This is a genomic window from Aeromonas sp. R4-3 (assembly GCF_040908275.1).
In the GTDB taxonomy this organism is placed as follows: domain Bacteria; phylum Pseudomonadota; class Gammaproteobacteria; order Enterobacterales; family Aeromonadaceae; genus Aeromonas; species Aeromonas rivipollensis.
In genome coordinates, this window is sequence record NZ_JBFODK010000016.1 from 1 (window position 1) to 20,247 (window position 20,247).

At 56.3% G+C, this 20,247-nt stretch carries 18 protein-coding genes and 1 tRNA gene; all 19 read left to right on the top strand.

What is annotated here, in order from left to right; all coding sequences use genetic code 11:
* A partial coding sequence (gene tuf / locus AB5Y91_RS02990; RefSeq protein ID WP_368169043.1) for an elongation factor Tu occupies positions 1-1,137 on the top strand: 1,137 nt, incomplete at its 5' end.
* 52 nt (positions 1,138-1,189) lie between these two features.
* Positions 1,190-1,266, top strand: a tRNA-Trp gene (locus tag AB5Y91_RS02995).
* A gap of 60 nt (positions 1,267-1,326) precedes the next feature.
* The gene (gene secE / locus AB5Y91_RS03000; protein WP_042650611.1) at positions 1,327-1,698 is read left to right on the top strand and encodes a preprotein translocase subunit SecE; all 372 of its coding nucleotides are present in this window, start codon (positions 1,327-1,329) and stop codon (positions 1,696-1,698) included.
* A 9-nt stretch (positions 1,699-1,707) separates the two neighbouring features.
* Entirely contained in the window at positions 1,708-2,259 is a 552-nt protein-coding gene (nusG, locus tag AB5Y91_RS03005; RefSeq protein ID WP_005323644.1) for a transcription termination/antitermination protein NusG, read from the top strand.
* A 134-nt stretch (positions 2,260-2,393) separates the two neighbouring features.
* The gene (rplK, locus tag AB5Y91_RS03010; protein WP_016352267.1) at positions 2,394-2,822 is read left to right on the top strand and encodes a 50S ribosomal protein L11; all 429 of its coding nucleotides are present in this window, start codon (positions 2,394-2,396) and stop codon (positions 2,820-2,822) included.
* Positions 2,823-2,826: 4 nt separating this feature from the next.
* Complete coding sequence (gene rplA, locus AB5Y91_RS03015) at positions 2,827-3,528, top strand: 50S ribosomal protein L1 (RefSeq protein WP_041206544.1); 702 nt, start codon at positions 2,827-2,829, stop codon at positions 3,526-3,528.
* A gap of 257 nt (positions 3,529-3,785) precedes the next feature.
* Complete coding sequence (rplJ, locus tag AB5Y91_RS03020; protein ID WP_025328617.1) at positions 3,786-4,286, top strand: 50S ribosomal protein L10; 501 nt, start codon at positions 3,786-3,788, stop codon at positions 4,284-4,286.
* 51 nt (positions 4,287-4,337) lie between these two features.
* Positions 4,338-4,700: a 50S ribosomal protein L7/L12 gene (gene rplL / locus AB5Y91_RS03025; RefSeq protein WP_025328616.1), complete on the top strand. Its 363-nt coding sequence runs from the start codon at positions 4,338-4,340 to the stop codon at positions 4,698-4,700.
* Positions 4,701-4,922: 222 nt separating this feature from the next.
* The gene (rpoB, locus tag AB5Y91_RS03030; protein WP_368169044.1) at positions 4,923-8,951 is read left to right on the top strand and encodes a DNA-directed RNA polymerase subunit beta; all 4,029 of its coding nucleotides are present in this window, start codon (positions 4,923-4,925) and stop codon (positions 8,949-8,951) included.
* Positions 8,952-9,041: 90 nt separating this feature from the next.
* Positions 9,042-13,346 (top strand): DNA-directed RNA polymerase subunit beta', encoded by a 4,305-nt coding sequence (rpoC, locus tag AB5Y91_RS03035; RefSeq protein ID WP_005325063.1) that lies wholly within the window; start codon positions 9,042-9,044, stop codon positions 13,344-13,346.
* Positions 13,347-13,542: 196 nt separating this feature from the next.
* Entirely contained in the window at positions 13,543-14,259 is a 717-nt protein-coding gene (locus tag AB5Y91_RS03040) for a transcriptional regulator (protein ID WP_025328613.1), read from the top strand.
* Positions 14,260-14,285: 26 nt separating this feature from the next.
* Positions 14,286-14,666 (top strand): RidA family protein, encoded by a 381-nt coding sequence (locus tag AB5Y91_RS03045; RefSeq protein ID WP_106885569.1) that lies wholly within the window; start codon positions 14,286-14,288, stop codon positions 14,664-14,666.
* A gap of 86 nt (positions 14,667-14,752) precedes the next feature.
* Positions 14,753-15,145: a sulfurtransferase complex subunit TusD gene (gene tusD / locus AB5Y91_RS03050; protein ID WP_163149481.1), complete on the top strand. Its 393-nt coding sequence runs from the start codon at positions 14,753-14,755 to the stop codon at positions 15,143-15,145.
* A 9-nt stretch (positions 15,146-15,154) separates the two neighbouring features.
* The gene (tusC, locus tag AB5Y91_RS03055; protein ID WP_368169045.1) at positions 15,155-15,511 is read left to right on the top strand and encodes a sulfurtransferase complex subunit TusC; all 357 of its coding nucleotides are present in this window, start codon (positions 15,155-15,157) and stop codon (positions 15,509-15,511) included.
* Positions 15,512-15,518: 7 nt separating this feature from the next.
* A complete protein-coding gene (gene tusB / locus AB5Y91_RS03060) occupies positions 15,519-15,797 on the top strand; it encodes a sulfurtransferase complex subunit TusB (protein WP_368169046.1) in 279 nt (92 codons plus the stop codon).
* A gap of 182 nt (positions 15,798-15,979) precedes the next feature.
* Positions 15,980-16,354, top strand: coding sequence for a 30S ribosomal protein S12 (gene rpsL / locus AB5Y91_RS03065; RefSeq protein ID WP_005306278.1), 375 nt, complete (start codon positions 15,980-15,982; stop codon positions 16,352-16,354).
* A gap of 93 nt (positions 16,355-16,447) precedes the next feature.
* Positions 16,448-16,918 carry a 30S ribosomal protein S7 gene (gene rpsG, locus AB5Y91_RS03070; RefSeq protein WP_010675949.1) on the top strand — a complete coding sequence of 157 codons (471 nt, stop codon included), beginning with the start codon at positions 16,448-16,450 and terminating at the stop codon, positions 16,916-16,918.
* 75 nt (positions 16,919-16,993) lie between these two features.
* The gene (gene fusA, locus AB5Y91_RS03075) at positions 16,994-19,099 is read left to right on the top strand and encodes an elongation factor G (RefSeq protein ID WP_106885572.1); all 2,106 of its coding nucleotides are present in this window, start codon (positions 16,994-16,996) and stop codon (positions 19,097-19,099) included.
* A 54-nt stretch (positions 19,100-19,153) separates the two neighbouring features.
* Positions 19,154-20,247 (top strand): elongation factor Tu (tuf, locus tag AB5Y91_RS03080; protein WP_368169047.1); only part of this gene is annotated, 1,094 nt, incomplete at its 3' end.

Consider the following 20,247-nt stretch of genomic DNA (forward strand, 5'->3'; position numbering starts at 1 on the left):
ACCATCGGCCACGTTGACCACGGTAAAACCACCCTGACCGCCGCCATCACCAACGTGCTGGCCAAGCACTTCGGTGGTAAAGCTTTCGCCTTCGACCAGATCGACAAGGCGCCGGAAGAGCGTGAGCGTGGTATCACCATCAACACCTCCCACGTAGAATACGACACCGCTATCCGTCACTACGCCCACGTAGATTGCCCGGGTCACGCCGACTACGTTAAGAACATGATCACCGGTGCTGCCCAGATGGACGGCGCGATTCTGGTAGTAGCCGCGACTGACGGCCCGATGCCGCAAACTCGTGAGCACATCCTGCTGGGTCGCCAGGTTGGCATCCCGTACATGATCGTGTTCATGAACAAGTGCGACATGGTAGATGACGAAGAGCTGCTCGAACTGGTCGAGATGGAAGTTCGTGAACTGCTGACCGAGTACGACTTCCCGGGTGATGACCTGCCGGTAGTTCGTGGTTCCGCGCTGAAAGCGCTGGAAGGCGACGCTGCATGGGAAGAGAAGATCATCGAGCTGGCTCACCACCTGGATACCTACATCCCGGAGCCGGAGCGTGCCATTGACCAGCCGTTCCTGATGCCTATCGAAGACGTCTTCTCCATCGCTGGCCGTGGTACCGTTGTTACCGGTCGTGTAGAGCGCGGTATCGTCAAGGTCGGTGAGACTGTAGAAATCGTCGGTATCAAAGACACCGTTTCTACCACCTGTACCGGTGTTGAAATGTTCCGCAAACTGCTGGACGAAGGCCGTGCTGGTGAGAACGTTGGCGCCCTGCTGCGTGGCGTGAAGCGTGAAGAAGTTGAGCGTGGTCAAGTACTGGCCAAGCCGGGCTCCATCAAGCCGCACACCAAGTTCGAATCCGAAGTGTACGTGCTGTCCAAAGAAGAAGGTGGTCGTCATACCCCGTTCTTCAAGGGCTACCGTCCGCAGTTCTACTTCCGTACTACCGACGTGACCGGTACCATCGAACTGCCGGAAGGCGTTGAAATGGTAATGCCAGGCGACAACATCAAAATGGTTGTTACCCTGATCGCCCCGATCGCGATGGACGACGGCCTGCGTTTCGCTATCCGTGAAGGTGGCCGTACCGTAGGTGCTGGTGTTGTAGCCAAAGTTATCGCTTAATCTTGGCTTACATAAATAAAGCAAAGCCCCTATAATAGGGGCTTTCTTATGCAGGGGCGTAGTTCGAATTGGTAGAACAGCGGTCTCCAAAACCGATGGTTGCGGGTTCGAGTCCTGCCGCCCCTGCCATATACCTCGTCTCGTACGGGGCTTTTGTGTCTTTGGTTACGTCAGATACAGGTGGGTTGTATGAGTGTTAGTTCTGAGGGACAGGGCGGAAGCAAGGATACCCTTCTTTGGGGCCTGGTTTTCATCATCCTGGCGGCCGCTGTGGTAGGTAATTACCTGCTCACTGACGTTGTCGCCGCCGTCCGCGCCCTGGGTGTGGTCGTTGTCATCGCTGCTGCAGGTGCAGTGGCCCTGCAAACCACCAAAGGTAAGGCAACACTGGCTTTTGCTCGTGAGTCGCGCCTGGAAGTCCGCAAGGTCGTATGGCCGACCCGCCAGGAAGCCATTCAGACAACCCTGATTGTGCTGGCGGTGACCGCCGTGATGGGGCTCTTGCTGTTCATTCTGGACGGTGCCTTGGTCTGGTTGGTCAACCTGATTACCGGTGTGTAAGGAAAAGCCATGACTGAACAACGTGAACAACGTATGAGATGGTATGTCGTGCAGGCATTTTCCGGCTATGAAGGCCGGGTTGCCAAATCCCTGCGTGAACATATCAAGATGCATGGCATGGAAGAGCTGTTTGGCGAAGTGCTGGTCCCGACCGAAGAAGTGGTCGAGATGCGTGCCGGCCAGAAGCGCAAGAGTGAGCGCAAATTTTTCCCGGGTTATGTCCTGGTCCAGATGATGATGGACGAGACCACATGGCACTTGGTACGCAATGTGCCGCGTGTGATGGGCTTCATCGGCGGCACCTCCGATCGTCCTGCTCCTATCTCCGATAAGGAAGCGGATGCCATCCTCAATCGTCTGCAAGATGCCCACGACAAGCCGCGTCCGAAAACCCTGTTTGAACCGGGTGAAATGGTGCGGGTTGCCGATGGTCCGTTCGCTGACTTCAACGGCACCGTTGAAGAGGTGGACTACGAGAAGAGCCGCGTGAAGGTCTCTGTATTGATCTTCGGTCGCTCAACGCCGGTAGAACTGGATTTTGGTCAGGTCGAAAAGGGCTGATTAAACTCTGTACGTTTAACGGTTGTCAGGGGCAGCGATTATCTCTATAATTCGCTGCCCCTTTATTTGTTGGGGAGCCGTTTGCAGGAGCATGTCTCCGAGGCGCTAGAACCCATTTTTGAGGTATTTTCGTAATGGCTAAGAAAGTCACAGCTTATATCAAGCTGCAAGTTAAGGCTGGCAGTGCTAACCCCAGCCCTCCCGTTGGTCCTGCTCTGGGTCAGCACGGTGTGAACATCATGGAATTCTGTAAGGCGTTCAACGCTCGTACAGAAAAGCTGGAAAAAGGCTCACCGACTCCTGTCGTGATCACCGTTTACAGCGACCGTTCCTTCACCTTCGAAACCAAGACTCCGCCTGCTTCCTTCCTGCTGAAGAAAGCCGCTGGTATCCAGTCTGGTTCCGCCAAGCCGAACAAAGACAAGGTTGGTAAGGTGACTGTTGCTCAGCTGCAAGAAATCGCCAAGACCAAAGAGCCGGACATGACTGGTGCCGATCTGGATGCAAAAGTACGTTGCATCGCAGGCTCCGCTCGTTCCATGGGCCTGGTAGTGGAGGATTAAGACAATGGCAAAACTTTCCAAGCGTATGCGCGTTATTCGCGAAAAAGTTGACGGTACCAAAGAGTACTCCATCAACGAAGCCATTGCCCTGCTGAAAGAACTGGCTACCGCCAAGTTCGTTGAAAGCGTTGACGTTGCCGTTAACCTGGGTATCGATGCTCGTAAATCCGACCAGAACGTACGTGGTGCTACTGTACTGCCGCACGGTACCGGTCGTGACATCCGTGTCGCCGTATTCACCCAGGGTGCCAACGCCGAAGCCGCCAAGGCTGCCGGTGCTGAACTGGTTGGTATGGATGACCTGGCCGAGCTGGTCAAGAAAGGCGAGATGAACTTCGACGTCGTGATCGCATCCCCGGATGCCATGCGCGTTGTTGGTCAACTGGGCCAAATCCTGGGCCCGCGCGGCCTGATGCCTAACCCGAAAGTGGGTACCGTAACCCCGAACGTTGCTGAAGCTGTGAAGAATGCTAAAGCCGGTCAGGTTCGTTACCGCAATGACAAGAATGGTATCATCCATACCACTCTGGGTAAGGTTTCTTTCAACGAAGTTCAGCTGAAAGAAAACTTGGAAGCTCTGCTGGTTGCTCTGAAAAAGGGCAAACCCTCTTCCGCCAAAGGCATCTTCATCAAGAAAGTCAGCATCTCCACCACCATGGGTGCCGGTGTTGCCGTAGACCAAGCTTCTCTGGAAGCTCAGGGCTAATTGATGGATTTTACAAGGCGCAAAATTTAATCTATAATTTTGCGCCTTGATTGGTTGGGGGTTTCGACCTCCGTCCAAGACCGCAGGTGGTCGCAAGGCCTTAATCCTTCCTGCGTAGACGGTGCCGGAAACCCAGCGAGAAAGTTTTCTTTCTCTTCTGGAATCCTGCTACCGCATCGTTCCCCTCTGTTGTGAAGGTAGGGGGGATGTGTCAGTACTGAGTCATGAGACTCAGATTCAATCCAGGAGTTAAGCCAATGGCATTGGGACTCGAAGACAAAAAGGCAATTGTTGCTGAAGTCAACGAAGCTGCCAAAGGCGCTCTGTCTGCAGTTGTAGCCGATTCTCGCGGTGTGACTGTTGACAAGATGACCGTCCTGCGTAAATCCGCTCGTGAAGCCGGTGTGTACATGCGCGTTGTGCGTAACACCCTGCTGCGTCGCGCGGTAGAGGGCACCGAATTCGGTTGCCTGAACGACGTATTGACTGGTCCTACCTTGATTGCTTTCTCTAACGAACACCCGGGCGCTGCCGCTCGTCTGTTCAAAGAGTTTGCCAAAGCGAACCAAAAGTTCGAAATCAAGGCTGGCGCTTTTAACGGTGAGTTTATCGCCGCAGCACAAATTGATCGTCTGGCCACGCTGCCGACCTACGACGAAGCAATTGCGAAGTTGATGGCTACCATGAAGGAAGCCTCTGCTGGCAAGCTGGTTCGTACTATCGCTGCTGTTCGCGACCAGAAACAAGCTGCTGCTTGATTCTCGCCTATTTAGGCTGTTTGAGTTTATTCAACATCAGGAATTTTTGTCATGTCTATCACTAAAGACCAAATCATCGAAGCCGTTGCTTCCATGTCCGTAATGGAAGTTGTTGAGCTGATCGAAGCAATGGAAGAGAAGTTCGGTGTTTCTGCCGCTGTTGCTGTAGCTGCCGGTCCGGCCGCTGAAGCAGTAGAAGAGAAGACCGAGTTCGACGTAGTTCTGACTGCTGCTGGCGCCAACAAAGTTGCCGTCATCAAGGCCGTTCGTGCTGCCACCGGCCTGGGCCTGAAAGAAGCCAAGGACCTGGTAGAAGCCGCTCCGACCAACCTGAAAGAAGCCGTCTCCAAAGACGAAGCTGAAGCTCTGAAGAAAGAGCTGGAAGCTGCCGGTGCTTCTGTTGAGATCAAATAATCTGCATTTATGTAGATTAGCCTGATAAAACAGGCTAGGGCTGGTGAATGTTTGTTCACCAGCCTTTTTGCGCTGTAGACTGAGAGCATTTCACACCGTTTACGACTCTCAGTGCACCAGCAATCCGGACCGCCTCATCGTCCGGGCCAACACAAAACGGTGTTGAGACAGAGCTGTCCCGCGGGACAGAGTGGGTCACTTATCAGCGAGCTGAGGAACCCTATGGTTTACTCTTATACCGAAAAAAAACGCATTCGTAAGGACTTCGGTAAGCGAGACCAGGTACTGGACACGCCTTATCTGTTGTCCATTCAGCTGGACTCCTTCAAGCAGTTCATCGAGGCTGACCCGGAAGGTGAATATGGCCTAGAGGCCGCTTTCCGTAGCGTTTTCCCGATCACCAGTTACTCCGGTAGTGCTGAGCTTCAGTATGTCAGCTATCGCCTGGGTGAGCCGGTATTTGACGTAAAAGAATGCCAGATCCGTGGAGTGACCTACTCCGCGCCGCTGCGTGTCAAGCTTCGTATGGTTCTGTACGACCGTGAAGCAGCTGCCGGCACCGTCAAAGATATCAAGGAACAAGAAGTGTACATGGGCGAAATTCCGCTCATGACCGAAAACGGCACCTTTGTCATCAATGGTACCGAACGGGTTATCGTCTCCCAGCTGCACCGCAGCCCGGGCGTCTTCTTCGACCACGATAAAGGCAAAACACATTCATCCGGTAAGGTACTGTATAACGCCCGCGTTATCCCCTACCGTGGCTCCTGGCTGGACTTCGAGTTCGATGCGAAAGACAACCTGTTTGTCCGTATCGACCGTCGTCGTAAACTGCCGGCCTCCATTATTCTGCGCGCCCTGGACTTCAGTTCCGAAGAAATCCTGGCCACCTTCTTCGAGACCATAGGTTTCGAGGTCAAAGATGGCAAGTTGATGATGGATCTGGTGCCCGAGCGCCTGCGTGGTGAGACTGCGACCTTCGACATCATTGCCAATGGCGCCGTGGTGGTTGAGACCGGTCGTCGTGTCACTGCCCGTCATATCCGTCAGTTGGAAAAAGACGCCATCACCCAGATCGAGGTGCCGGTAGAGTACGTTGTTGGCAAAGTTGCAGCCAAGAACTACGCGCACCCGCAAACTGGTGAAATGGTCGTGACTGCCAACCAGGCCCTGAGCCTGGAAGCGGTTGCCAATCTGTCCCAAGCCGGCTTCAAGCACTTCGAGGTTCTGTTCACCAACGAACTGGACCACGGTGCTTACATGTCCGAGACCCTGCGTATCGACTCCAGCTCCAGTCGTCTGGAAGCGTTGGTCGAGATCTACCGCATGATGCGTCCGGGCGAGCCGCCCACCCGCGAAGCGGCCGAGCAGCTGTTCGAGAACCTGTTCTTCTCTTCCGAGCGTTACGACCTGTCTACCGTGGGTCGGATGAAGTTCAACCGCCGTCTGGGTCGTGAAGACGAGACCGGCGTTGGCGTGCTGACCAAAGACGACATCGTCGAAGTCATGAAGCGCCTGATCGACATCCGTAACGGCAATGACGAGGTGGACGATATCGACCACCTGGGTAACCGTCGTATCCGTTCTGTCGGTGAAATGGCAGAGAACCAGTTCCGCGTCGGTCTGGTGCGTGTCGAGCGTGCGGTCAAGGAGCGTCTCTCCCTGGGCGACCTGGACACCCTGATGCCGCAGGATCTGATCAACGCCAAGCCGATCTCCGCCGCGGTCAAAGAGTTCTTCGGTTCCAGCCAGCTGTCCCAGTTCATGGACCAGAACAACCCGCTCTCCGAAGTGACCCACAAGCGTCGTATTTCCGCGCTGGGCCCGGGCGGTCTGACCCGTGAGCGTGCCGGCTTCGAAGTTCGAGATGTACACCCGACTCACTACGGTCGTCTGTGCCCCATCGAAACTCCGGAAGGTCCGAACATCGGTCTGATCAACTCGCTGTCCGTGTATTCCCGCACCAACGAGTACGGTTTCCTCGAGACCCCGTACCGCAAGGTCATCGACGGTGTGATCACCGACGAAGTGGACTACCTGTCAGCAATCGAAGAAGGCAAGTACGTGATCGCACAGGCTAACGCCGCGACCACCGAAGATGGCCGTCTGAAAGACGAGTTGATCCCGTGCCGTCACAAGGGTGAATCCACCTTTATGAACGCCGACCAGATCCAGTACATGGACGTGAGCCCGCAACAGATAGTTTCTGTGGCAGCGGCCCTGATCCCGTTCCTGGAGCACGATGATGCTAACCGAGCCCTGATGGGTTCGAACATGCAACGTCAGGCCGTACCGACTCTGCGTGCTGACAAGCCGCTGGTAGGTACCGGTATGGAACGCGCCGTGGCCGTTGACTCCGGTGTTACCGTAGTGGCCAAGCGTGGCGGCATGATCGACTATGTCGATGCCTCCCGTATCGTTATCAAGGTCAATGAAGATGAGCTGCTGCCAGGCGAAGCCGGCATCGACATCTACAGCCTGACCAAGTACACCCGTTCCAACCAGAACACCTGTATCAACCAGCGTCCTTGCGTGATGTTGGGTGAGCCGGTGATGGCGGGCGACGTGCTGGCTGACGGCCCGTCTACCGACCTGGGCGAACTGGCGCTGGGCCAAAACCTGCGCGTCGCCTTCATGCCGTGGAACGGTTACAACTTCGAAGACTCGATCCTGGTGAATGAGCGCGTGGTACAGGAAGATCGCCTGACCACCATCCATATCCAGGAACTGGCCTGTATCTCCCGTGACACCAAGCTGGGTCCGGAAGAGATCACTGCCGACATCCCGAACGTGGGTGAAGCCGCTCTGTCCAAGCTGGACGAGTCCGGTATCGTCTACGTGGGTGCCGAAGTGAAGGGCGGCGACATCCTGGTCGGCAAGGTAACACCCAAGGGTGAAACCCAGCTGACCCCGGAAGAGAAGCTGCTGCGCGCCATCTTCGGTGAGAAGGCCTCCGATGTGAAGGACTCCTCCCTGCGTGTGCCGAACGGTGTGTACGGTACCGTGGTTGACGTGCAAGTCTTTACCCGCGATGGCGTGGAAAAAGACAAGCGCGCCAAAGAAATCGAAGAGATGCAGCTGAAGGAAGCGAAGAAGGACTTGACCGAAGAGTTCAAGATCCTGGAAGACGGCATTTTCGGCCGCTCCCGCAACCTGCTGCTGGCCGCCGGTTACAGCGAAGATCGTCTGAACAAGCTGGATCGTTCCAAGTGGTTTGAATTGGCCATCGAAGATGAAGCCAAACAGATCGAGCTGGAGCAGATCGCCGAACAGCACATCGAGCTGAAAGCCGACTTCGACAAGAAGTTCGAGAACAAACGTCGCAAGATTATCCAGGGTGATGATCTGGCGCCGGGCGTACTGAAAATCGTCAAGGTTTACCTGGCAGTCAAGCGTCGCATCCAACCGGGTGACAAGATGGCGGGCCGTCACGGTAACAAGGGTGTTATCTCCAAGATCTGCCCGGTCGAGGACATGCCCCATGACGAGTTCGGCCGTCCGGTCGACATCGTACTGAACCCGCTGGGCGTACCGTCCCGTATGAACATCGGTCAGATCCTCGAAGTGCATCTGGGCCTCGCGGCCAAGGGCATCGGCGAGAAGATAGACCGCATGATCAAGGATCAGCGCGAGCTGCACGAGATGCGTGACTTCCTGCAACAGGTCTATGACCTGGGCGAGAAAGACACCCAGCAAGTGAACATCGCCGAGCTGTCTGATGACGACGTACGTACCCTTGCGGGTAACCTGCGTAAGGGTCTGCCGGTTGCTACACCTGTCTTTGATGGTGCCAAAGAGCGCGAAATCAAGGCCTTGCTGAAGCTGGCCGATCTGCCGGAATCCGGTCAGATCTCCCTGTTCGACGGTCGTACCGGTAACTCCTTCGAGCGCAAGGTCACCGTGGGTTACATGTACATGCTGAAGCTGAACCACTTGGTAGACGACAAGATGCACGCGCGTTCTACCGGCTCCTACAGCCTGGTTACCCAGCAGCCGCTGGGTGGTAAGGCACAGTTCGGTGGTCAGCGGTTCGGTGAGATGGAAGTGTGGGCCCTGGAGGCTTACGGTGCGGCATATACCCTGCAGGAAATGCTGACCGTCAAGTCTGACGATGTGAATGGCCGTACCAAGATGTACAAGAACATCGTGGATGGCGACCACCGTATGGAGCCGGGCATGCCCGAATCCTTCAACGTACTGTTGAAGGAAATCCGCTCTCTGGGTATCAACATCGAGCTGGACGAAGAGTAAGAGCTCGCTCTTATTGTTCGAGAATTGACGTGGGCGCCCTGCTGCTTTGGCAGTAGGGCGCCGAGGTTAGACTCCTGACAGGGGAAACACGTGAAAGACTTACTCAAGTTTTTGAAGGCTCAGACCAAGACCGAAGAGTTTGACAGTATCAAGATCGGTCTGGCCTCTCCTGACATGATCCGCTCCTGGTCATTCGGTGAGGTCAAAAAGCCTGAGACCATCAACTACCGGACTTTCAAGCCGGAACGTGATGGTCTGTTCTGCGCCCGTATCTTCGGACCGGTGAAGGACTACGAGTGTCTGTGCGGCAAGTACAAGCGCCTGAAACACCGTGGTGTGATCTGCGAGAAGTGCGGCGTAGAAGTGACCCAGACCAAGGTCCGTCGCGAGCGCATGGGCCACATCGAGCTGGCCAGCCCGACTGCCCACATCTGGTTCCTGAAGTCCCTGCCGTCCCGTATCGGTCTGCTGCTGGACATGACCCTGCGTGACATCGAGCGCGTGCTGTATTTCGAATCCTATGTAGTGATCGAACCCGGCATGACCAACCTCGAGCGCAGCCAGATGCTGTCCGAAGAGAACTATCTGGACGCACTGGAAGAGTGGGGCGACGAATTCGACGCCAAGATGGGTGCCGAAGCAATCCTTGCATTGCTGCGTGCCATCGATCTGGAAGGTGAAGTCAAGACCATGCGCGAGGAGCTGGATCAAACCAACTCCGAGACCAAGCGCAAGAAGACCACCAAGCGCCTGAAGCTGATGGAAGCCTTCCTGCAGTCCGGCAACAAGCCGGAGTGGATGATCATGACAGTGCTGCCTGTGCTGCCGCCGGACCTGCGTCCGCTGGTACCGCTGGACGGCGGCCGTTTCGCGACTTCCGATCTGAACGATCTGTACCGTCGCGTGATCAACCGTAACAACCGCCTGAAGCGTCTGCTGGATCTGGCGGCGCCGGACATAATCGTGCGCAACGAAAAGCGCATGCTGCAAGAGTCCGTGGATGCCCTGCTGGATAACGGCCGTCGTGGTCGTGCCATCACAGGTTCCAACAAGCGCCCGCTGAAATCCTTGGCCGACATGATCAAGGGTAAGCAAGGTCGTTTCCGTCAGAACTTGCTGGGTAAACGTGTCGACTACTCCGGTCGTTCCGTTATCACCGTAGGTCCGACCCTGCGTCTGCATCAGTGCGGTCTGCCGAAGAAGATGGCGCTCGAGCTGTTCAAGCCCTTCATCTATGGCAAGCTGGAATCCCGTGGTCTGGCGACCACCATCAAGGCCGCCAAGAAGATGGTGGAGCGCGAAGAAGCCGTCGTTTGGGACATCCTGGACGAAGTGATCCGCGAACACCCGGTCCTGCTGAACCGTGCACCGACCCTGCACCGTCTGGGTATCCAGGCGTTTGAACCGACCCTGATCGAAGGCAAGGCCATCCAGCTGCACCCGCTCGTCTGTGCCGCCTATAACGCGGACTTCGATGGTGACCAGATGGCGGTCCACGTACCGCTGACCCTGGAAGCCCAGCTGGAAGCGCGCGCCCTGATGATGTCTACCAACAACATCCTGTCGCCTGCCTCCGGTGAGCCGATCATCGTTCCTTCTCAGGACGTGGTCTTGGGTCTGTACTACATGACCCGTGCCCGTATCAACGCCAAGGGCGAAGGTATGGTGCTGGCCGGCCCGAAAGAAGCCGAGAAGGTCTATCGCGCCGGTCTGGCCGATCTCCATGCTCGTGTGAAAGTGCGCATTACCGAATACCTGCGTCAGGAAGACGGTTCCCTGCTGCCGCACACCGAGATGAAGAACACCACCGTTGGTCGTGCGATCCTGAGCCTGATCCTGCCCAAAGGCATGGAATACGCGCTGATCGACGAACCCAAGGTGCTGACTGCCGCCGAGCAAGCCGATCTGGATGCCAATCCGCAGAACTGGATCAAATCCGTATCCAACAAGGCGCTGGGCAAAAAGCTCATCTCCCGTCTGCTGAACACCTGCTATCGCAAGCAGGGCCTGAAGGACACCGTCATCTTCGCTGACCAGCTGATGTATACCGGTTTCCATTACGCGGCCCTGTCCGGTGCTTCCGTTGGTATCGATGACATGGTCATCCCGGATGCCAAGAAAGACATCATTGCGGCAGCCGAAGCCGAAGTCGCCGAGATCCAGGACCAGTTCCTGTCCGGTCTGGTGACCGCGGGCGAACGCTACAACAAGGTTATCGATATCTGGGCCAGCGCGAACGATCGTGTCTCCAAGGCCATGATGGATAACCTCTCCAAGGAGCGGAACGTCAACTCCCTGGGTGAAGAAGAAGAGCAGGCCTCCTTCAACAGCATCTTCATGATGGCCGACTCTGGTGCGCGGGGCTCCGCCGCCCAGATCCGTCAGCTGGCCGGTATGCGTGGCCTGATGGCCAAGCCGGATGGTTCCATCATCGAAACGCCGATCGTGGCGAACTTCCGTGAAGGTCTGAACGTACTGCAGTACTTCATCTCCACTCACGGTGCTCGTAAGGGTCTGGCGGATACCGCACTGAAGACGGCGAACTCCGGTTACCTGACTCGTCGTCTGGTTGACGTGGCTCAGGACATGGTGATCACCGAGGACGATTGCGGTACGACCGAAGGTCTGTGGATGACTCCGCTGATCGAAGGTGGTGACGTGGTCGAGCCGCTGCGTGAGCGCGTGCTGGGTCGTGTGGTCGCCGAAGACGTGATCAAGCCGGGTACTGAAAGCGAGATCCTGGTTGCGCGCAATACTCTGCTCGACGAGTATCTGTGTGACCTGCTGGAGCGTAACTCCGTCGACCGCGTGAAGGTACGTTCTGCCATCACCTGTGAGACCGACTTCGGTAACTGTGCCCACTGCTACGGCCGTGATCTGGCCCGTGGTCACCTGGTGAACAAGGGTGAGGCTGTCGGTGTTATCGCCGCCCAGTCCATCGGTGAGCCGGGTACCCAGCTGACGATGCGTACCTTCCACATCGGTGGTGCCGCATCCCGAGCTGCTGCCGAGAGCAGCATCCAGGTCAAGAACACCGGTAGCATCAAGCTGCAGAACGCCAAGTTTGTTACCAACAGTGCAGACAAGCTGGTTATCACCTCCCGTTCTACCGAACTGACCATCATGGACGAGATGGGCCGTACCAAGGAAAGCCACAAGCTGCCTTACGGTTCCGTCCTGGAAGTGAAAGATGGCCAGGCCGTGAGTGCCGGTGATACCGTCGCCAACTGGGATCCGCACACCCACCCGATCATCACCGAAGTAGCAGGTCGCCTGGACTTCGAACACATGATCGACGGTGTGACCATCACTCGTCAGACCGACGAGCTGACCGGTCTCTCCTCTATCGTCGTGCTGGATGTCAACGAACGTCCGAGCGCCGGTAAAGAGATGCGTCCGACCGTGAAGCTGGTCGACCAGAACGGCAAGGATGTCATGATCCCGGGTACCGATGTAGCCGCCCAGTACTTCCTGCCGGGCAAGGCGATCGTGAACCTGGAGGATGGTGCCAACGTGGGCGTGGGTGACGCGGTCGCGCGTATCCCGCAAGAGTCCAGCGGTACCAAGGACATCACCGGTGGTCTGCCGCGCGTTGCGGATCTGTTCGAAGCACGTCAACCGAAGGAACCGGCTATCCTGGCCGAGATCTCCGGTACCATCTCCTTCGGGAAAGAGACCAAGGGCAAGCGCCGTCTGGTCATCACCCCGACCGACGGTGGCGACATCTACGAAGAGATGATTCCGAAGTGGCGTCACCTGAACGTGTTCGAAGGTGAAAAAGTTGAGAAGGGTGAAGTGCTGGCAGACGGTCCTGAGTCTGCTCATGACATCCTGCGTCTGCGCGGTATCAGCCCGGTCGCCAACTACATCGCCAACGAAGTGCAGGACGTTTACCGTCTGCAAGGCGTTAAGATCAACGACAAGCACATCGAAGTCATCGTTCGTCAGATGCTGCGCAAGTGCGAGATCCTGAGCGCTGGCGACACCGACCTGATCGAAGGCGAGCAGGTTGAAGTGGCTCGTGTGAAGATTGCCAACCGTAAGCTGGTTGCCGAGGGTAAGACTCCGGCCACCTTCCGTCACATCCTGATGGGTATTACCAAGGCATCCCTGAGCACCGAGTCCTTCATCTCCGCGGCTTCCTTCCAGGAAACCACTCGTGTTCTGACCGAAGCGGCCGTTGGCGGCAAGCGTGACGAACTGCGTGGCCTGAAAGAGAACGTGATCGTGGGTCGTCTGATCCCGGCTGGTACCGGCTTTGCCTACCACCATGCCCGGATCAACCAGCGTGCCGCCGCAGCCCGTGCTGTCGGTGTGCCGCAGGTGACTGCCGATGAGGCTCAGCAAAATCTGGCGGATCTGCTCAACGCAGCCGGCAGTTTTGACGAAGAGTAATCTTCAGCTGCAGTGATTAAAAAGGGCTCCTTCAAGGGGCCCTTTTTGTTGCCCGCCCGCCAGCAGTGCGCTGCACCGGGCTGGGGCAGGGGATGATCCAGTGCAAGGTTATAGAGCAAAAAATCAAAAAAAGTTGACATTGATCCCCCGCAATTGAAAACTCGGGAAAGTTGAATGGTTATTACAGGGGTAAAACATGGCTGTCGGTATCGAGGAAGTACTGCTTCCCGAAGAGCAACTGAGCGGTCGCGCTTTTACAGACGAAGACAGGGAATTGTTGCGTTCATATGAGGGCCTCATCGAGGGCCTGGCCGATCTGTTCGGCAAGCACTGCGAAGTGGTGCTGCATTCCCTGGAAAATCTGCATGAGTCAGTGATCAAGATAGCGAACGGATTCAACACGGGGCGGACCCTGGGAGCGCCGATCACCGATCTGGCCCTGCGCATGCTCAAGGACATCGAGAGCACGGGTCAGGATCACACCCAGAGCTACTTTGCCCGCAGCCGGACCGGTGCGCTGATGAAGTCGAGCACTATCGCCATCCGCAACCGCGACAAGCAGGTGATAGGTCTTATCTGCATCAACTTGCACATCAATGCGCCTTTCCACGAGTTCGTAGCCGAATTCTTCCCGACGCCCCAGCAAGTGGAGCGTCAATCGCCGGAGACCTTCGCCAACAGCGTGGAGGAGCTGGTTGCCCAGACGGTGGACAACACCATCGACGAGATCAACCGCGATCCCTCCGTGGCCAACAACGCCAAGAATCGTTTTATCGTGACCCAGTTGTTCGAGAAGGGCATATTTGATATCAAGGACTCGATCAACCTGGTCGCCGACAAGCTGAATATTTCCAAACATACCGTGTATCTCTACATCCGACAGCGCAAGCAGGGTGAAGAAGAGAGCGAGTAAGCGCCATAGATAGGGGATAGATAACAATGGCTAAAGAAGTGATTGCAACCGACAAGGCGCCTGCCGCAATTGGTCCTTATGTTCAGGCTACCAAGCTGGGTGACCTGGTGTTCACCTCCGGGCAGATCCCGCTCGATCCGGCCACCATGGACATAGTTGCCGGTGGCATCGAGGCGCAGGCCGAGCAGGTGATGAAGAACCTGGTTGCAGTATTGAAGGCGGCGGGTGCCGATACCAGCAAGGTGCTGAAGACCACCTGTTTCCTGAGCGACATGAACAACTTCGTGGCCTTCAACCAGGTCTATGCCCGCTACTTCGGTGATGCTGCGCCGGCGCGCTCCTGCGTGGAAGTGGCTCGCCTGCCCAAGGATGTGCTGGTCGAAGTCGAAGCCATTGCTCATGTCTGAGTCTGAGTCATCGGAAGAGCCCCTCCCAGGAGGGGCTTTTTCGTCTTTGAGGTAGAATGGATGCACATCTGTGCAGGAGTCCGGATATGAGTCTGAATTTTGCCCTGCTGGTCACCGGGCCCGCCTATGGTACCCAGACGGCCAGCACAGCCTATCGCTTCGCCCTGAGCCTCATCGAGCAGGGACATCAGCTGTCCCACCTGTTCTTCTATCAGGATGGGGTCCATAACGGCAATGGTCTGCATGCCCCGGCCAGCGATGAGACCGACCTGGTGGCGCTGTGGCGCGATCTGGCTCTGGCGCAGGGCATTGCCATCGATGTGTGTGTCGCCGCCGCCATGCGCCGCGGGGTGCTCGATGAAGCCGAGGCTAAGGGGATAGGCAAGACCCAGTTCAATCTGCAGGCCCCGTTTCGTTTAAGCGGGCTGGGGCAACTGGCCGAAGCCAGTCTGACCGCCGACCGCTTCGTCCAGTTCTAGGGGGATGGAATGACCAAGATAGCCTTTATCTGCCGGCGTGGTCCCCACGGTACGGCGAGTGGACGAGAGGGACTGGATGCCTTGCTGGCCACCTCTGCGCTGACGGAATCACTGGCGCTGTTCCTCATCGGTGACGGTGTGCTGCAATTGCTCAGGGAGCAGTCGCCACAGGGGATATTGCAGCGCCACTACGCCCCGACCTTCAAGATGCTGGAACTGTACGATGTCGAGGAGGTTTATGTCTGTGCGGCGTCGCTGGCCGAACGTGGTCTGAGGGCAGAGGATCTGCTGATCCCCGTGACGGTACTGAGCCCTGCCGAGATCCGCCATCAGTGGGACAACTTCACCACCCACATCAGCTTTTGAGGTGCCCATGATACAGCTGGTATTGAACTCTCCCTTTCTCAGCCAGGACCTCGAGCAGGTGCTGCGTTATCGTCAGGACGCGGATCTGCTGGTGCTGATGCAGGACGCCGTAGTGGCGGTGACGGCCCCGCAGTGGTGCGAACGATTGAACGGGATCCCCCTCTATGTGATGGGGGAAGACCTGAAGGCGAGGGGGTTGTCCCCCAGGATCGGGATGGAACTCGACATGGCCGGCCTGATCAAGCTGATCGCCGAACAGGGATCACCGCAGACCTGGGCCGGCTAGTTTTGATTTTTGCCTGTTGGCTCAGGTGGTTATCACAATAATGGCGGGATGTCATTTGCCCTTTTGGCGCACGAATTGTATAAATCTTGACTCCCCAGACAACAGGGCATAAAATTTCGCGTCCCCGTATCTGCGGGGAGGATTTTTCACACGTTTATGAAGTCATTATCAGGAGCCTTTTGATGGCAACTATTAACCAGTTGGTTCGCAAGCCACGCATCAAGCTCGTTGTGAAAAGCAACGTGCCGGCGCTGGAAGCGTGCCCTCAGAAGCGTGGCGTATGCACCCGTGTATACACCACCACCCCCAAGAAGCCTAACTCTGCACTGCGTAAAGTGTGCCGTGTACGTCTGACCAACGGCTTCGAAGTCACCTCCTACATCGGCGGTGAAGGTCACAACCTGCAGGAGCACTCCGTTGTTCTGATCCGTGGCGGTCGTGTCAAGGATTTGCCAGGTGTTCGTTATCACACCGTTCGTGGTGCGTTGGACTGTGCCGGTGTTAAAGACCGTAAGCAGGCTCGCTCCAAGTATGGCGTGAAGCGTCCGAAAGCTTAATGGTTCTCCGTTAAGTAAGGCCAAACGTTAATTCGTTTCTAGTTAGATAACTTTCTAGTTTTGGGTAACCCCTGAAGTTACGGAGAATTTGAAATGCCAAGACGTCGTGTTGTTGGTCAGCGTAAAATCCTGCCGGATCCCAAGTTCGGATCAGAGCTGCTGGCTAAATTTGTCAACGTAGTAATGGTTGACGGTAAGAAATCTGTTGCAGAAGCCATCGTTTATGGCGCCCTGGACATCATTGCCACCAAATCTGGCAAAGAGCACCTGGCCCTGTTCGAAGTCGCTCTGGACAACATTCGTCCGGCGGTCGAGGTTAAATCTCGTCGCGTCGGTGGTGCAACCTATCAGGTGCCGGTAGAAGTTCGTCCGGTTCGTCGCAATGCCCTGGCAATGCGCTGGTTGGTTGATGCCGCTCGTAAACGTGGTGAAAAATCAATGGCTCAGCGTTTGGCTGGCGAGCTGCTGGATGCCGCTGACAATAAGGGTTCGTCTGTCAAGAAACGTGAAGACGTTCACCGTATGGCTGAAGCGAACAAGGCCTTCGCTCACTTCCGCTGGTAATCCGCTTGCGCAGGGTCTTCTGGCTCTGCGCACCTTTAATTATCTGGGGACAAGTGCCCTAGTAAGAGGATGACAATGGCTCGTACAACCCCCATTGAGCGTTATCGTAACATCGGTATCTCTGCTCACATCGACGCCGGTAAGACTACTACTACCGAGCGCGTTCTGTTTTACACCGGTGTAAGTCACAAGATCGGTGAAGTTCACGATGGCGCCGCCACCATGGACTGGATGGAACAGGAACAAGAGCGTGGTATCACCATCACCTCCGCCGCGACCACCGCTTTCTGGTCCGGTATGGGTAAACAGTTCCAACCGCACCGTATCAACATCATCGATACCCCGGGCCACGTTGACTTTACTATCGAAGTAGAGCGTTCAATGCGTGTTCTGGACGGCGCCGTGATGGTGTACTGTGCCGTAGGTGGCGTACAGCCACAGTCTGAGACCGTATGGCGTCAGGCTAACAAGTACAAGGTTCCCCGTATCGCGTTCGTCAACAAGATGGACCGTACCGGCGCCAACTATCTGCGCTGCGTTGAGCACATCAAGACCCGTCTGAAAGGTACCCCGGTTCCGCTGCAACTGAACATCGGTGCAGAAGAGAACTTCAAGGGCGTTATCGACCTGGTCAAGATGAAAGCCATCAACTGGAGCGAAGCTGACCAGGGCGTGTCTTTCGATTACGAAGACGTCCCGGCCGAGCTGCTGGAACAAGCGCAAGAAATGCGCATGAACCTGGTTGAAGCCGCTGCTGAAGCGTCTGAAGACCTGATGGAAAAATACCTGGGTGGTGAAGAACTGACCGAAGAAGAGATCAAGAAAGCTCTTCGTCAGCGTGTTCTGAACAACGAAATCATCCTGGTTACCTGTGGCTCCGCGTTCAAGAACAAGGGTGTACAGGCCATGCTGGATGCCGTGGTTGACTATCTGCCGGCTCCGACCGACGTAGCAGCCATCGACGGTCTGAAGCTGGATGGCGTCACCAAAGACGAGCGTCACGCTTCCGATGACGAGCCGTTCTCTGCTCTGGCATTCAAGATCGCTACCGACCCGTTCGTTGGCAACCTGACCTTCTTCCGCGTTTACTCCGGTGTGGTTAACTCCGGTGACTCCGTGCTGAACTCTGTCAAAGAGAAGCGCGAGCGTTTTGGCCGTATCGTTCAGATGCACGCCAACAAGCGTGAAGAGATCAAAGAAGTTCGCGCAGGCGACATCGCCGCTGCCATCGGTCTGAAAGACGTGACCACTGGTGACACCCTGTGTGACGAAAAATCGCCGATCATCCTCGAGCGTATGGAATTCCCGGAGCCGGTAATCTCCATCGCGGTTGAGCCGAAAACCAAGGCTGACCAAGAGAAGATGGGTCTGGCACTCGGCCGTCTGGCGCAGGAAGATCCGTCTTTCCGCGTATGGACTGACGAAGAATCTGGCCAAACCATCATCGCCGGTATGGGTGAGCTGCACCTGGACATCATCGTTGACCGTATGCGTCGCGAGTTCAAGGTTGAAGCGAACGTAGGTAAGCCGCAGGTTGCCTACCGTGAAACCATCCGCAATACCGTCAAGGACATCGAAGGCAAGCATGCCAAGCAGTCCGGTGGTCGTGGTCAGTACGGTCACGTTGTGATCGACATGTACCCGCTGGAAGAAGGCAAAGCCTACGAGTTCGTTAACGACATCAAGGGCGGTGTGATTCCTGGTGAGTTCATCCCGGGTGTTGACAAGGGTATCCGTGAGCAGCTGAAGTCCGGCCCGCTGGCTGGCTATCCGGTAATGGATCTGGGCGTGCGTCTGCACTTCGGTTCCTACCACGATGTCGACTCCTCCGAACTGGCGTTCAAAATCGCTGCTTCCATGGCCTTTAAGGCTGGCTTCATGAAGGCCAACCCGGTTCTGCTCGAACCGATCATGAAAGTAGAAGTTGAGACTCCGGAAGATTACATGGGCGACGTGATCGGTGACCTGAACCGTCGTCGTGGCCTGATCGAAGGTATGGAAGACGGCCCGTCCGGCAAGATCGTTCGTGCTCTCGTGCCGCTGGCCGAGATGTTCGGTTATGCGACTGCCCTGCGTTCCGCTACCCAGGGTCGCGCTTCCTACGCCATGGAATTCGCCAAGTATCACGATGCCCCGACTAACGTCGCCCAGGCCGTGATCGAAGAGCGCAAATCCAAGTAATTTATGATTCCCCGCCTACGACGGTAGGCGGGTTTAACCTAGAAGGACTACGTCGTGTCTAAAGAAAAATTTGAGCGTAACAAACCGCACGTAAACGTCGGCACCATCGGCCACGTTGACCACGGTAAAACCACCCTGACCGCCGCCATCACCAACGTGCTGGCCAAGCACTTCGGTGGTAAAGCTTTCGCCTTCGACCAGATCGACAAGGCGCCGGAAGAGCGTGAGCGTGGTATCACCATCAACACCTCCCACGTAGAATACGACACCGCTATCCGTCACTACGCCCACGTAGATTGCCCGGGTCACGCCGACTACGTTAAGAACATGATCACCGGTGCTGCCCAGATGGACGGCGCGATTCTGGTAGTAGCCGCGACTGACGGCCCGATGCCGCAAACTCGTGAGCACATCCTGCTGGGTCGCCAGGTTGGCATCCCGTACATGATCGTGTTCATGAACAAGTGCGACATGGTAGATGACGAAGAGCTGCTCGAACTGGTCGAGATGGAAGTTCGTGAACTGCTGACCGAGTACGACTTCCCGGGTGATGACCTGCCGGTAGTTCGTGGTTCCGCGCTGAAAGCGCTGGAAGGCGACGCTGCATGGGAAGAGAAGATCATCGAGCTGGCTCACCACCTGGATACCTACATCCCGGAGCCGGAGCGTGCCATTGACCAGCCGTTCCTGATGCCTATCGAAGACGTCTTCTCCATCGCTGGCCGTGGTACCGTTGTTACCGGTCGTGTAGAGCGCGGTATCGTCAAGGTCGGTGAGACTGTAGAAATCGTCGGTATCAAAGACACCGTTTCTACCACCTGTACCGGTGTTGAAATGTTCCGCAAACTGCTGGACGAAGGCCGTGCTGGTGAGAACGTTGGCGCCCTGCTGCGTGGCGTGAAGCGTGAAGAAGTTGAGCGTGGTCAAGTACTGGCCAAGCCGGGCTCCATCAAGCCGCACACCAAGTTCGAATCCGAAGTGTACGTGCTGTCCAAAGAAGAAGGTGGTCGTCATACCCCGTTCTTCAAGGGCTACCGTCCGCAGTTCTACTTCCGTACTACCGACGTGACCGGTACCATCGAACTGCCGGAAGGCGTTGAAATGGTAATGCCAGGCGACAACATCAAAATGGTTGTTACCCTGATCGC

Bases quoted from the DNA above. Each gene is read 5' to 3' on its own strand.
- secE (WP_042650611.1), top strand. From the start codon at position 1,327: ATGAGTGTTAGTTCTGAGGGACAGGGCGGAAGCAAGGATACCCTTCTT.
- nusG (WP_005323644.1), top strand. From the start codon at position 1,708: ATGACTGAACAACGTGAACAACGTATGAGATGGTATGTCGTGCAGGCA.
- rplK (WP_016352267.1), top strand. From the start codon at position 2,394: ATGGCTAAGAAAGTCACAGCTTATATCAAGCTGCAAGTTAAGGCTGGC.
- rplA (WP_041206544.1), top strand. From the start codon at position 2,827: ATGGCAAAACTTTCCAAGCGTATGCGCGTTATTCGCGAAAAAGTTGAC.
- rplJ (WP_025328617.1), top strand. From the start codon at position 3,786: ATGGCATTGGGACTCGAAGACAAAAAGGCAATTGTTGCTGAAGTCAAC.
- rplL (WP_025328616.1), top strand. From the start codon at position 4,338: ATGTCTATCACTAAAGACCAAATCATCGAAGCCGTTGCTTCCATGTCC.
- rpoB (WP_368169044.1), top strand. From the start codon at position 4,923: ATGGTTTACTCTTATACCGAAAAAAAACGCATTCGTAAGGACTTCGGT.
- AB5Y91_RS03040 (WP_025328613.1), top strand. From the start codon at position 13,543: ATGGCTGTCGGTATCGAGGAAGTACTGCTTCCCGAAGAGCAACTGAGC.
- AB5Y91_RS03045 (WP_106885569.1), top strand. From the start codon at position 14,286: ATGGCTAAAGAAGTGATTGCAACCGACAAGGCGCCTGCCGCAATTGGT.
- tusD (WP_163149481.1), top strand. From the start codon at position 14,753: ATGAGTCTGAATTTTGCCCTGCTGGTCACCGGGCCCGCCTATGGTACC.
- tusC (WP_368169045.1), top strand. From the start codon at position 15,155: ATGACCAAGATAGCCTTTATCTGCCGGCGTGGTCCCCACGGTACGGCG.
- tusB (WP_368169046.1), top strand. From the start codon at position 15,519: ATGATACAGCTGGTATTGAACTCTCCCTTTCTCAGCCAGGACCTCGAG.
- rpsL (WP_005306278.1), top strand. From the start codon at position 15,980: ATGGCAACTATTAACCAGTTGGTTCGCAAGCCACGCATCAAGCTCGTT.
- rpsG (WP_010675949.1), top strand. From the start codon at position 16,448: ATGCCAAGACGTCGTGTTGTTGGTCAGCGTAAAATCCTGCCGGATCCC.
- fusA (WP_106885572.1), top strand. From the start codon at position 16,994: ATGGCTCGTACAACCCCCATTGAGCGTTATCGTAACATCGGTATCTCT.